Consider the following 12,236-nt stretch of genomic DNA (forward strand, 5'->3'; position numbering starts at 1 on the left):
TATACTTGCCAATCCGAACCGAAGGCTGAAGGTCAAGCTTCAGTCAGGGGCAACGCATACCTAGTGATCCTGTTTTCGATAGGTTGAAAACAGACTATAATCTAGGCACGAGACCGCAACACTATAAAATATAGTGAAAATGTATGCTGAACTTACAGAAATTGGAACTGTAAGAACTAAGTGGATAAAAAGCCCTTAGGATAACAACTGGAACAACCATTAGCACCATATTCGGTTTGTAACCTTGCTGCAGTAAACCTTGCTGAAGTAGCTGATAAAGAAACAAAAACAGTGAACTATGAAAAACTAAAAGAAATCGTGCAAGTCGGTGTGCGTATGCAAGACAACGTCATCGATGCAACACCATATTTCCTTGAAGAAAACGAAAAACAAGCACTCGGAGAACGCCGTGTTGGACTTGGCGTCATGGGGCTTGCTGACCTTCTAATCTACTGTGAGAAAGAATACGGTTCAGAAGAAGGCAATCTACTCGTCGATAAAGTCTTTGAAACGATTGCAACGACGGCATATCGTGAATCTGTGGAACTTGCGAAAGAGAAGGGAAGCTTCCCGTTCCTCATCGGCAAAACAGATGAAGAAACAAAAGCGCTACGAAATGCATTTATCAACACAGGATTCATGAAAAAAATGCCTGAAGATATCCGTGAATCAATCCTGGAACACGGAATCAGAAACTCTCATTTATTAACTGTTGCTCCAACGGGTAAATGAATTGCCCCCGGTGCAAGTAATTGCATCGTGTAAATTAGGCTGTATGCGGGAAACTCTGAGTATCCTTTTGTACCTGTACATTGCCAAGTACGCAAAGGTAAAAATCAAAAGGTGCAGACAATCCGCAGGGAAGTCGTGGCTGACCCCTCAACGACTAAACGCCTGACAACCGAATTTTTCTTTGTCGATTACTTTGAAAGAAGTGATTTGCTTGGAGAAAAAATGTTTGAATTGCTCAATCATTATTAAAGTGAGACCTAGCCACTTTGAAAGAAAGAAATATTGCTCGAGAAAGTGTAAAGGTGAATATCAATCGAACCATTCACCAATAAATCAACATCTTAGTAGGAAACAGGAAGTACCATGCAGCTATTGCAAGAAAATAATTCTAAGAAAAAGATGCGACATTAATAAATATGCTAATCTTTTTTGTAATAGGGAATGCAATACACTTTTTAAAAAAGAAGTTGTACCTCCGGGACCGAAAAGAGAGCGAATCACACTTGTTTGCCAAGAGTGTAAAACTCCATTTGAAGTAATTAAGAGTAGAAAAAATGCGAAGTTTTGCAATAAAATTTGCTTAGGACAGGCAAATGGTAGACGGGCAAAAGTAATGTTATCGAGACAAGTAACAGTTAATTGTAGTCGCTGTAATGAACCATTCAATAAAAAGCCAAGTGGTTTGAGAACATTAAATTTCTGTACTGTAAATTGTATGGGAACCTATTACTCCGAGAAACAATTATTTTCAGGTGAAAATAGTGGAACTTGGAATGGTGGAAAAATCACTTATTACGGGCCTAATTGGTTAGCACAACGAAGAGCTGCAAGAAAACGTGATAATTTTACTTGTCAAAGATGTGGCATAGGGGAACCCGAGTACGGACAAGAATTATCAGTCCATCATTTGATTCCGTTTGCAATAAATAATGATTACCAAGTCGCAAATGAATTGATTAATTTGTTAAGTGTTTGCGAACCCTGTCATCGTATTATTCATTCTGGTGACAACCACCCAAGCAAGTTCAACAATTTTTCGGTTGATGATATAGTCTGACCCATATGGCGACATATGGAGCGGGTACTAATAATCCCGCCCTCTTAAAAGTTAAGAGAGTAACAAAAGTGAGTACTGGAACAATGGTCGGAGTTTCTACAGGATTAGAACCATATTTCTCCTTTACGTATTACCGCAGTGGACGCCTTGGTCGTTTTATCGAAGTGAAAGCTGAAATTGTAGAGGAATATTTAAGTCGTAACCCTGAAGCAGATCCGGATAATTTACCTGAGTGGTTTATTTCTTCGATGAGTCTTGCACCTGAAGCGCATGCTGATGTACAGTGCATCATTCAACGTTGGATTGACAGCTCTATTTCCAAAACGGTGAACGCACCAAGAGGTTACACGGTTGAACAAGTAGAAAGCGTATATGAGCGTTTATACAAAGGCGGAGCAAAAGGCGGTACTGTTTATGTAGATGGTAGCCGTGATTCCCAAGTGTTGACGCTAAAAGCAGAAGAAAATGAAATTGATTCGGATTATGTTGAAGAAGTGATCGAGAAGCGACCAATCATGCTTGTGGACACGATTCAAGATATACGTTCAACGAATGTAACTATTGGTTCTGAAGTAGGCAACACATGCCCGGTTTGTCGCCAAGGAACTGTCCAGGAAATGGGCGGTTGCAACACTTGTACAAACTGTAACGCACAATTAAAATGCGGATTATAATATAAAAAAGAAAACTGGCCTCCATTCTCATTTCGAGAAAGGAGGCCAGTTTTTCATTATTTATTGGGCCGTAAGTGGTGAAGAAATCGCATTTGTTTTCTCTTCAGTTTCTACATTTAATGCCGCAATACCATATTCTTCAACTTCGAGTAATTTTTCGAATGATAGGATCGCTACCTCGACCTGATCATCAGTAGGCTCCTTCGTCGTTAACAATTGTAGCCATAGACCAGGATACCCCAAATACTTTAATACTGGAATATTACGGACAGCATTCGTTAGCTGAAGAACTTCAAAAGAAACTCCAAGAACGACAGGTATTAGAAGAACTCTATTGACAAGCCGCAACCAAAGCGGATCAGCTGGAACGAGGAAGTAAATAAACATCCCCACGATAACAGTGAATAATATGAAGCTACTTCCGCACCGATAATGGAGTCTTGATTGTGCTTGAATGTTTTCGACGGTAAGCGGTAAATTACGCTCATACGCATTGATTACTTTATGTTCTGCACCGTGATATTGAAAAACTCTTCTAATGAATGGCGTCATTGAAATTAACGCTAAATATCCGAGTAAGAGTGTAAGTTTGAAAAAACTTTCAAGTAATATTTGTGCTGTCTTCTCTGGTGCGATCGAACTGAATAATTCTGCCAAAAATACTGGAACGAGTGTAAAGACAAATTTACTGAACAAAAAAGATAAAACACCAACTGCGGCGACACCTATGACCATCGTCAATTTTGATGTTTCTTGTTCATCTTGCTCTTTTTCCTCACCGGGTTCGACGTCAAACCGATCCGTAGAGAATGTCAAATGACGAGAGCCAACTCCGGCTGATTCAATTAAGGCTACAATGCCTCTAAGAAATGGTATTTTTCTTAACTTCATTGCTAGATTACTTTTTTTCTTAGGGAGATGAAAGTAATCAATCGAATTATCTTTTCTTCGAATTGCCGCGACTGTATGATCTTTCCCGCCGAACATAACGCCTTCGACGAGTGCTTGGCCCCCATAAGTTTGGGGTTGTTGCTCTTTCGTCATTTTTTAACCACGCTTTCTTTCGAGTATATCGAATGTACCTATTATACTAAAAATTATCCATTACCTCCACAATAATGTTTAAAATTATCTGAACGACCCAACACTTTTATATGGAGGGATTCAGATGATTGATAAAACATTTCTTTACACATCAAAATTTTCTGCTTTATTTACTACGCTATCATTAAAGTTTTTACAAATGTTTTCATTTATAGAGTGGTCGCCGATTGGTTGGGCGGATGAATGGCCTCAAGTCGATTCGTACCATTATAGTATTAAATGGACGCTGCTCTTTATAGGGTTGTTCATTATTTTTGCAATCCTTTATATCCTCAGTTCTTTCATGGTTGCAATTCCACCTTCTTTGTCAGCAATCATTATAGGAGTGATTGGTATTATTATCCTTGAATGGATTATCAGCGAACCAAAAACACTACCTGACATTTTTACATCAATTTCTTATCCATTTTTAGCAATAATCGCTATCACATTAAGATTTATCACAGGAACAGCTACATTTATGCGAAAAGTTTGAAGAAAAGGATGAAATTAGTTACCGACGAACGTAGGGTGTGATAAAATGAGAAAGAAAATGGAGAGGAATGGTTCGTCGGTGAAATTACTTGTATTAAATGGACCCAACTTAAATCGCATTGGAAAAAGAGAGCCGGAAATCTATGGGTATGAAACACTTGATGATGTGGAAGTGAAGCTAAGAACGATTGCGAGTGAAAATAATGTAGAGCTTGATTTTTTCCAGTCAAATACAGAAGGTTCACTTATTGATCGTATCCATGAAGCTGCTGATGATAATACGGATGGAATTATTTTTAACCCGGGCGCGTTTACGCATTATAGTATTGCCATACGCGATGCAGTGGCTTCTGTGGACATTCCAGTTATTGAAGTGCATATATCCAACATACATAATCGGGAATCATTTCGGCAGACATCTGTTATTGCGCCAGTATGCATGGGCCAACTTACTGGTTTTGGTACAAATGGTTACACACTTGCCCTGCATGCCTTCCTCCTCCAAAGAAAAGGGGAATGATGACTTTGAAACTATCAAATTTGAGAGAACAGTTGAAAAAAGAAGAGATTGATGCGCTTCTCATTACTAACCCGTATAATCGTAGCTACATGACAAACTTTACAGGTACTGCAGGCGTTGCTATTGTGTCAGCGGATGATGCTGTATTCATAACAGATTTCCGTTATACTGAACAAGCCGAAAAAGAAGTTGAAGGCTATCGAATTGTCCAACATACTAAAACAATTATCGAAGAAGTTGCAGCACAAATCAGCAAAATGAAAGTAATGACACTTGGCTTTGAAAAAAATGATATGGCATTCGGACTTTATGAATCGTACAAAAAAGAAGTGAAAGCAGACCTCAAACCAGTCTCAGGACTCGTTGAAAATTTACGTATGGTGAAAACGCCCGATGAGTTAACAATCTTGAAAAAAGCTGCAAAAATTGCAGATGATGCTTACGAACATATTATTAAGTTCATCAAGCCGGGCATTACCGAACTAGATGTATCGAATGAATTAGAATTTTTCATGAGAAAACAGGGCGCAACGTCGTCATCATTTTCTATTATCGTTGCTTCTGGATTGCGTAGTGCTCTTCCGCACGGCGTCGCGACAAGTAAGATTATTGAGACGGGTGATTTCGTCACGTTGGATTACGGTGCGTTATACGAAGGGTATATCTCTGATATAACAAGAACTTTGGCAGTTGGCGAACCAACTGATAAACTTAAAGAAATCTATGCCGTGACGTTAGCGGCACAGGAGCTTGCATTAAAAGAGATTAAACCAGGTATGACGGGTATTGAAGCAGATGCGATTGCCAGGGATTATATCACATCTAAAGGCTACGGAGAGGCTTTCGGACATTCAACAGGTCATGGGATTGGTATGGAAGTCCATGAAGCGCCAAGTTTATCGTTCCGCTCGGAAACTGTACTTGAACCGAATATGGTTGTTACGGTAGAGCCGGGAATTTACTTGCCAGAAGTCGGCGGCGTTCGTATTGAAGATGATATTATCATTACAGAAAGCGGTAATGAACGACTAACTTACGCAACAAAAGAGTTACTAATTTTATAACTTGTATTGGAGGAAATAATAATGATTTCAGTTAATGATTTTAGAACAGGTGCTACAATCGAAGTAGATGGTGATATTTGGAGAGTTATGGAATTCCAACATGTTAAACCAGGGAAAGGTGCAGCCTTTGTACGTTCTAAATTGAGAAATTTGCGTTCAGGTAATATAAATGAAAAAACATTCCGAGCAGGTGAAAAAGTAAAGCGTGCTCAAATCGACAATCTTCATATGCAATACTTATACGCAAACGGCGATGATCATGTATTTATGAATAACCAAACCTATGATCAAATTGAAATTCCGGGAAAACAAATTGAATACGAACTAAAATTCCTAAAGGAAAATATGGAAGTCCATGTGATTCAGTACCAGGGAGAAATTCTTGGCGTACAACTTCCAATTACAGTCGAATTAAAAGTAGTCGAGACTGAACCTGGCATTAAAGGTGATACAGCCAGCGGTGGTTCAAAACCGGCAACAGTTGAAACTGGATTAACTGTCCAAGTACCGTTTTTCGTAAACGCAGGCGATACGCTTGTCATTAATACAGAAGAAGCTGAGTACGTCTCGCGCGCATAAAAAATGAACAAACCCTCTTGCATTCACTATTGAATGCAAGGGGATTTTTTATTTTCACGAAAAGAAATAGTTTACAACGTTTCAAACATTCATATACATTGTCGATTTTACATAGGTTGATTCATGGGGGGAGTACCGGATGGAATTGAATGACTTGCTACGAATCGCCGGTATCGGTTTGGTCATCGGAATCCTGCATGTGTTTTTTGAACAAACGGGCAAGAAAGAGTTTTCGTTTTTCCTATTTTTCATTGCCTATTTGTATATCACTGCAGAACTACTTCGATTCCTTCGAATATTTTTCATTGAAATAGCTGAGTTTTTCCAATGGCTCGCGATGGTCTAATGTTTATTTTACTGCAGATAATTGTTGTCTTTTTGCTGCTCCTCCTAATTTCATTTGCCGTGCCAAAATTACAACCATTATTATATACATCTATTTTTTTCATCGTATTATTTTATCTTCTAACAACTGTAATATTTCCGTTTGGGAGGACTTTTTATCGATTGTTTGAGTCGCTCCCTAACCCTTTCGCGAAACTATTAATTGGAAGTGCAATTTTGTTTTTTATATCCGAAGTAATCTCTGAGCACATTGAGGAGGCGGGTTATCGCTCACTGGCTATATTATCCCATTTTGTTATTAGAATAACGATTCTTCTTCTCTGGGTGGATCAAACCACTAACTTAATTGAAGTACTCTCATCACTTATTACTAAATGATCGGACGGGTACATTTATGATCCCCTTTATTGATGTACTACTCGGAACTGTTTTAACAAGCTTTGCAATAATAATCATATCGGCTTTCATGGCTTTGATGACAGACTTTTTGTTTCCATCATTTAAAAAATGGACGAGAATGATGTTGTTTTTTATTATTATTACCGTCGCATTAAAACCGGCTTTTGAACATTTTATTCTCATCCGTGATATCGCTTATTCAGTATCAATGATGTTTATCGCAGTGTACCCAATCCTTACTGCAACTATGATTGCAGCCGGTGGGGCATTCAGTTTATTAAACTTTCAACCTGCCATGCTTTTATTCGCAAATGGCGCGGTTGTACTCACCGAAAAACTATTGATACCACTATTGGCAACTGCTCTTCTATTAGACGTGGCAACGAGATTATTGCCTGACGTACCTTTTACTAAGTTAGCTGAGCTAATTCGAACCACATTAATAGGGGTGGTCTCGGCAGTCGTTGCCGCTTATTCAATTTTTATCACTGTAGGTGGAACGATGTCCTGGGCACTTTCTGGACTGGCTAGTGAGCCGCTAAAAGAACTCATCCAACAAAACATTCCGTTGATCGGATCATTTATGACAGAGAGTCTTGGGTCGATTGGAAGATACTCATCAGGCGTGAGTGTATTTGTCGGCGGATGGCTAATTTCAAGTATTTGGACCGTCGCACTCGTCCCGTCTATGAAAACATTGTTGACAGCGCTTTTTTATAGATGGGCAGCCGCACTAATCGAACCTTTTGCCGATGAAGACATTACCGGTTTGTTAGATGACATTGGTAAAACGTTATTTGTTTTATGCGCAATTTCATTTCTAATCGCGTTTGCGTTTATTTATACGGCGTTGTTTTCTATCATACTAATTAAATTGCTAACAACGATGAAGTGAGGTGAGAAGATGGAAGGCTTTTTGGTAGGGGTCCTATCGATCACTGTATTGTCGGCCTTGCTTTTTTTACTCTTTCCAGGGGATGCGGAAGAAAATTTCCTGCCGATTGTCAAGCTGGCTATGGGCTTATGGATAATTCAATCAGTCTTCTCACTGTTTGGTCATAGCTTACTATGAAACTGCATAAAATGAATTATTGATGACGAAGCGAACACGCCTTAACGAACGAAAATGGGGATGCCATGAAAAAGCCTACTAAAAAATTCCAAACCGTTCTATTTGGGTCATTACTTGTTCTCGTTATCATTTCCATGAACTCTGGCATTTTAGGAATCGGAGGGGATAGGGGGCAGATAGAAGAAACTAGCAATGAATATCGAGACCTTGAAGAAGCTCTAAAGAATATCGAAGGAGTGGGAGAGGTCAAGTTGTATCTACATTCCAACAATACCGAAGAAAAGAGCCCATTGTCCGATTACTTTTCACTTTCAACAACACGAGAGGACATCAAAAAAAATCCGATTGAAGGCGTACTCGTAGTTGCTGAGGGCGCAGACAATCCAGGCATCAAACTTGAATTGAAAAGAACATTATCAACGGTCCTTCAGTTGCCAGAGCACCGAATAGTGATCATGAAAAAGAGGGGGAACTTGGATGAAAACAAATAAACGTACAGTATGGTTTTTAACTTTACTAAGTCTCGTAGCGGTGATTGCAATCTATTCCATCAACAAAAATCCAATGCCATTTGATGGGATGAAAATCTTTGAAAATGCAGGTGATAAAGCGCCGGTCAACAAGGAAGCTGTCGATGGAGATGGGCAAGCACCCGTCTTTGCAGAAAGTTATCTGTTTGATGACTTGCGGATGGAAGTAATGAATGAACGAAGTCAAATGCAAGATCAACTAACGACTAAAATTAATTCTTTGGAAACGCCTAGTGAAAAAAATGACGTTTTCGATGAAATGGCTATGCTAATCAAACGTAATTCCGTAGAGGCGTTAATGGAAACGCAAATCATAGCGCTTGGTTATAAGGATGCCTTCGTCCGAACAGAAGGCAACATGGTGAATGTCACGGTTTTATCCGAGGATGGTCAATCAGCAAAACAAGCAAATGAAATTACGTATCTGGTAATGTCTACTTGGGAAGAGGCTCGGAAGGTTAAGGTGGATTTTAAAGGCGAGTCTTGAAAGAAACGAAGGCCCTTAGACCCTAAATAGGGTCTTTTTTTTGTTGCTTGAGAAACTATAAAAGTATAGACCTGTGGATAACTATTCTCGTATCTAGGCGGTCCCGTTTTTTATTCTCGTTGCGTGTCGGTTTGCTCTCGTTGCGTGTCCAGTTGCTCTCGTTGCTCCAGCGTTTATTCTCGTATCTAGCCGGTTCCATTTTTTTATTCTCGTTATTACTTGAGAATTTGTAAAATCATGTACTATGGATATCTTGCAACAAAAAAGACTTCAGTCTAGTTCAGGGCTACACGGCCGCTCTCCGATTTTGTACATTAAACACGGATTTTCATACAATTTGACGATATTTGTTTCATTATGTGTTGAAAACGTCTAAAATAGAATAGAACCTAAAAATTACTATAGTCAGGAGAATAAGATCATGTTAAAAATTCAAGAAATACGCGAAATTATTAAACTAATTGATCAGTCTTCAATTGAAAAGTTTTCATATGAGGCCGATGGTGCCAAGCTCGTCTTAAAAAAAGGTAGCACGGAACAAGTCGTTTCAGCAGTCCAAACAGAACCTATTACAGAAGTTCCTGCGGCATTACCAGCACCTGTACAAGAAGTACCAGTGGCGGCTCCGCAAAAAGAAGCACCAAAAGCGAGTGTTGAGGCGGTTCAAGACCCATCATTGCATGAAATTACGTCCCCGATGGTCGGAACATTTTACTCCGCATCTTCACCCGAGGCAGAAGCATATGTTAAGTCGGGAGATAAAGTTTCCGAGAACTCAATAGTTTGTATTGTAGAGGCAATGAAACTATTCAATGAAATTGAAGCAGAAGTTTCAGGAGAAATCGTTGAAATTCTTGCAGAGGATGGACAACTTGTTGAATATGGTCAACCGCTCTTCCTCGTAAAAACGAAATAAGGTGGAATCGTAAATGAAGAAAGTACTAATTGCGAACCGCGGTGAAATAGCTGTTCGAATTATTCGTGCGTGTAAAGAGTTGGGTATCGAAACCGTTGCTGTGTTTTCAGAAGCTGACGAAGAAGCGCTACATGTCCAATTAGCAGACGAAGCATATTGTATCGGTCCAAGATTGTCTACAGATAGTTACTTAAACTTTTCAAACATAATCAGTATCGCGAACTTAACAAATTGTGATGGCATCCATCCGGGTTATGGTTTTCTTGCAGAAAATGCAAGTTTTGCTGAATTATGCGAGGAATGCAATATTGAATTCATAGGGCCAACATCAGATGCCATTTCTCGAATGGGAACGAAAGACGTTGCTCGTGAAACGATGAGAGAAGCAGGCGTGCCAATTGTGCCAGGTTCAACTGGAATTGTCGCGGATGAACACGAAGCACTCGAAATCGCTGAAAAAATCGGATTCCCGGTTATTATTAAAGCGACTGCAGGCGGCGGCGGTAAAGGTATACGTGTTGCCAAAAACAAAGAAGATCTAATAACGGGCATTAAAATCACCCAAAAAGAAGCGGCAGCTGCTTTTGGAAATCCGGGTGTATATATCGAGAAATACATTGAAATTTTCAGACACGTTGAAGTGCAAGTGCTTGCTGATAAATACGGCAATACGATTCACTTTGGTGAACGTGATTGTTCCATACAGCGCAGAATGCAAAAATTGGTAGAGGAAGCGCCGTCTCCGGCAATAACGCCAGAACTTCGTGCGGAAATGGGCGAAGCCGCTGTAAAGGCTGCACAAGCCGTTAATTACCAAGGGGCGGGAACAGTAGAATTTATTTTTGACCATATCAATCAAAAGTTTTATTTTATGGAAATGAATACCCGCATTCAAGTTGAACACCCAGTAACAGAAATGATTACGGGCATTGATTTAATTCAACAACAATTAAAAATTGCTTCTGGGGAAAAACTTAAATATAAACAAGAAGATATAAAAATTAATGGCTGGTCAATTGAATGCAGAATAAACGCGGAGAATCCATCGAGAAACTTTATGCCATCTCCTGGCGAAGTGACGATGTATATGCCACCAGGCGGCTTTGGTGTTCGTGTTGATTCGGCAATGTACACTGGATACTCTATTCCACCATTTTACGATTCAATGGTCGCGAAATTGATTGTTCATGCGGATACTCGAGAAGAAGCAGTTTCGAGGATGAAACGAGCGCTAGATGAATTTATTATCGAGGGCGTTGAAACAACAATTCCATTCCATGCAAGATTAATGGATCATGAAGTCTTTAAATCTGGAGATTTCGATACAAAGTTTCTTGAAAAATATGATCCAATGAATGAATAAAAAAGGAGGCAATGATAATATGGCTGATAAAACAGTACCTTCGTTTGTTGGTATGGCACCTACCGGAGATGTTGAGCTTGGACGTGTCCAATTAGCCCCCGAAGTTCTAGAAGTGATTGTAGGAATTGCGACAACTGAAGTTAAAGGTGTTGCGAATACGCGCGGAAACTTTGCAACTGATGTTGCGGAACGTTTTGGACGGGTTAGACATGGCAAAGGTGTCAAAACAAGCTGGTCTGAAGAAGGCCTTACGATTGATGTATATTGCGTCGTTCAATATGGATTTGCCGTTCGAGATGTCGCATTGGACATTCAAAAGCAAATTCGCCATGCAATTTACCATATGACATCGCTTCAAACGAAAGAGGTAAATGTTCATATAACGGGAATTGAGTATGAGGCAGACATAGAAACAGTATAATGTAAAAGCATCGTCCAAAAGGATGATGCTTTTAAACTTAATTCAATAAGTTTTGATTTGAAATGTGCTATGATATTGCCCAAGAGCAATAGTAGAGGAGATAAGATTATGAAACGACGAGAGGCACGCGAAAAAGCAATTCAAACGCTTTTTCAGTTAGACAATACGGAATTATCGATAGACGAAGCCATTACTTATATTATTGGGGAAGGTGTAGAAGTCAATCCCTTTTACGATGAGCTTGTTCGTGGAACCTTAATAAACCAGTCGGAAATCGATACTGCCCTTTCCGCGAATTTAGAAAATTGGTCACTGAGTCGTTTACCGAAAATTGAACGTACTGTATTGCGGTTAGCCGTTTTTGAACTTCTTTTCGGCAAGGATGCTCCTGAAAGAGTCATTATGAATGAGGCAATCGAATTATGTAAAACATTTGGTGACGAAAAATCAGGTCGATTCGTGAACGGCGTACTGTCCAAATTCGCAGAAAAAGAATGAT

At 39.5% G+C, this 12,236-nt stretch carries 14 protein-coding genes and 2 pseudogenes; 15 read left to right on the forward strand and 1 reads right to left on the reverse strand.

Annotated features, from left to right (window positions below; all coding sequences use genetic code 11):
- Positions 1–210: 210 nt before the first annotated feature.
- From JSQ81_RS01345 to JSQ81_RS01355, 3 genes and pseudogenes are all read left to right on the forward strand, one after another.
- Positions 211–726 (forward strand): annotated as a pseudogene (locus tag JSQ81_RS01345) (ribonucleotide-diphosphate reductase subunit alpha); the annotation flags it as partial.
- Between the two features lie 232 nt (positions 727–958).
- The gene (locus JSQ81_RS19990; protein WP_249336598.1) at positions 959–1,789 is read left to right on the forward strand and encodes an HNH endonuclease; all 831 of its coding nucleotides are present in this window, start codon (positions 959–961) and stop codon (positions 1,787–1,789) included.
- Positions 1,790–1,812: 23 nt separating this feature from the next.
- A pseudogene (locus tag JSQ81_RS01355) lies at positions 1,813–2,463 on the forward strand (ribonucleotide-diphosphate reductase subunit alpha); the annotation flags it as partial.
- A 60-nt stretch (positions 2,464–2,523) separates the two neighbouring features.
- Here JSQ81_RS01355 and JSQ81_RS01360 read toward each other — a convergent pair.
- Positions 2,524–3,507 carry a DUF1385 domain-containing protein gene (locus tag JSQ81_RS01360; RefSeq protein ID WP_212605962.1) on the reverse strand — a complete coding sequence of 328 codons (984 nt, stop codon included), beginning with the start codon at positions 3,505–3,507 and terminating at the stop codon, positions 2,524–2,526.
- Between the two features lie 124 nt (positions 3,508–3,631).
- On the opposite strand from JSQ81_RS01360, the gene JSQ81_RS01365 reads away from it, so the two are divergent.
- The 12 genes from JSQ81_RS01365 to nusB all read left to right on the forward strand — a co-directional run bounded on the left by JSQ81_RS01365 (position 3,632) and on the right by nusB (position 12,235).
- A complete protein-coding gene (locus tag JSQ81_RS01365) occupies positions 3,632–4,042 on the forward strand; it encodes a hypothetical protein (protein ID WP_212605963.1) in 411 nt (136 codons plus the stop codon).
- Between the two features lie 78 nt (positions 4,043–4,120).
- A complete protein-coding gene (aroQ, locus tag JSQ81_RS01370) occupies positions 4,121–4,561 on the forward strand; it encodes a type II 3-dehydroquinate dehydratase (RefSeq protein WP_212607503.1) in 441 nt (146 codons plus the stop codon).
- Positions 4,558–5,625: a M24 family metallopeptidase gene (locus JSQ81_RS01375; RefSeq protein ID WP_212605964.1), complete on the forward strand. Its 1,068-nt coding sequence runs from the start codon at positions 4,558–4,560 to the stop codon at positions 5,623–5,625. Before aroQ ends, JSQ81_RS01375 begins: the two co-directional genes overlap by 4 nt.
- A 21-nt stretch (positions 5,626–5,646) precedes the next feature.
- Positions 5,647–6,204: an elongation factor P gene (gene efp / locus JSQ81_RS01380; RefSeq protein ID WP_212605965.1), complete on the forward strand. Its 558-nt coding sequence runs from the start codon at positions 5,647–5,649 to the stop codon at positions 6,202–6,204.
- A 139-nt stretch (positions 6,205–6,343) separates the two neighbouring features.
- Positions 6,344–6,550 (forward strand): SpoIIIAC/SpoIIIAD family protein, encoded by a 207-nt coding sequence (locus JSQ81_RS01385; RefSeq protein ID WP_172369233.1) that lies wholly within the window; start codon positions 6,344–6,346, stop codon positions 6,548–6,550.
- A 393-nt stretch (positions 6,551–6,943) separates the two neighbouring features.
- Complete coding sequence (locus JSQ81_RS01390; RefSeq protein ID WP_212605966.1) at positions 6,944–7,843, forward strand: stage III sporulation protein AE; 900 nt, start codon at positions 6,944–6,946, stop codon at positions 7,841–7,843.
- A 242-nt stretch (positions 7,844–8,085) separates the two neighbouring features.
- The gene (locus JSQ81_RS01395; protein ID WP_212605967.1) at positions 8,086–8,511 is read left to right on the forward strand and encodes a hypothetical protein; all 426 of its coding nucleotides are present in this window, start codon (positions 8,086–8,088) and stop codon (positions 8,509–8,511) included.
- On the forward strand, positions 8,498–9,037 hold the full coding sequence (locus JSQ81_RS01400) for a SpoIIIAH-like family protein (RefSeq protein ID WP_212605968.1): 540 nt from the start codon (positions 8,498–8,500) through the stop codon (positions 9,035–9,037). Before JSQ81_RS01395 ends, JSQ81_RS01400 begins: the two co-directional genes overlap by 14 nt.
- Positions 9,038–9,458: 421 nt before the next feature.
- Positions 9,459–9,953, forward strand: coding sequence for an acetyl-CoA carboxylase biotin carboxyl carrier protein (gene accB, locus JSQ81_RS01405; RefSeq protein WP_212605969.1), 495 nt, complete (start codon positions 9,459–9,461; stop codon positions 9,951–9,953).
- A gap of 13 nt (positions 9,954–9,966) precedes the next feature.
- On the forward strand, positions 9,967–11,316 hold the full coding sequence (gene accC, locus JSQ81_RS01410) for an acetyl-CoA carboxylase biotin carboxylase subunit (RefSeq protein WP_212605970.1): 1,350 nt from the start codon (positions 9,967–9,969) through the stop codon (positions 11,314–11,316).
- 19 nt (positions 11,317–11,335) lie between these two features.
- The gene (locus JSQ81_RS01415) at positions 11,336–11,737 is read left to right on the forward strand and encodes an Asp23/Gls24 family envelope stress response protein (RefSeq protein ID WP_212605971.1); all 402 of its coding nucleotides are present in this window, start codon (positions 11,336–11,338) and stop codon (positions 11,735–11,737) included.
- Positions 11,738–11,845: 108 nt separating this feature from the next.
- On the forward strand, positions 11,846–12,235 hold the full coding sequence (gene nusB / locus JSQ81_RS01420; RefSeq protein WP_212605972.1) for a transcription antitermination factor NusB: 390 nt from the start codon (positions 11,846–11,848) through the stop codon (positions 12,233–12,235).
- Position 12,236: the final 1 nt, after the last annotated feature.

Origin of the sequence: Sporosarcina sp. Marseille-Q4063 (genome assembly GCF_018309085.1) — a bacterium.
Classification (GTDB): domain Bacteria; phylum Bacillota; class Bacilli; order Bacillales_A; family Planococcaceae; genus Sporosarcina.

Bases quoted from the DNA above. Each gene is read 5' to 3' on its own strand.
- efp (WP_212605965.1), top strand. From the start codon at position 5,647: ATGATTTCAGTTAATGATTTTAGAACAGGTGCTACAATCGAAGTAGAT.
- JSQ81_RS01390 (WP_212605966.1), top strand. From the start codon at position 6,944: ATGATCCCCTTTATTGATGTACTACTCGGAACTGTTTTAACAAGCTTT.
- JSQ81_RS01385 (WP_172369233.1), top strand. From the start codon at position 6,344: ATGGAATTGAATGACTTGCTACGAATCGCCGGTATCGGTTTGGTCATC.
- JSQ81_RS01400 (WP_212605968.1), top strand. From the start codon at position 8,498: ATGAAAACAAATAAACGTACAGTATGGTTTTTAACTTTACTAAGTCTC.
- JSQ81_RS01375 (WP_212605964.1), top strand. From the start codon at position 4,558: ATGATGACTTTGAAACTATCAAATTTGAGAGAACAGTTGAAAAAAGAA.
- nusB (WP_212605972.1), top strand. From the start codon at position 11,846: ATGAAACGACGAGAGGCACGCGAAAAAGCAATTCAAACGCTTTTTCAG.
- JSQ81_RS01360 (WP_212605962.1), bottom strand. From the start codon at position 3,507: ATGACGAAAGAGCAACAACCCCAAACTTATGGGGGCCAAGCACTCGTC.
- JSQ81_RS01415 (WP_212605971.1), top strand. From the start codon at position 11,336: ATGGCTGATAAAACAGTACCTTCGTTTGTTGGTATGGCACCTACCGGA.
- JSQ81_RS01365 (WP_212605963.1), top strand. From the start codon at position 3,632: ATGATTGATAAAACATTTCTTTACACATCAAAATTTTCTGCTTTATTT.
- accC (WP_212605970.1), top strand. From the start codon at position 9,967: ATGAAGAAAGTACTAATTGCGAACCGCGGTGAAATAGCTGTTCGAATT.
- accB (WP_212605969.1), top strand. From the start codon at position 9,459: ATGTTAAAAATTCAAGAAATACGCGAAATTATTAAACTAATTGATCAG.
- JSQ81_RS01395 (WP_212605967.1), top strand. From the start codon at position 8,086: ATGAAAAAGCCTACTAAAAAATTCCAAACCGTTCTATTTGGGTCATTA.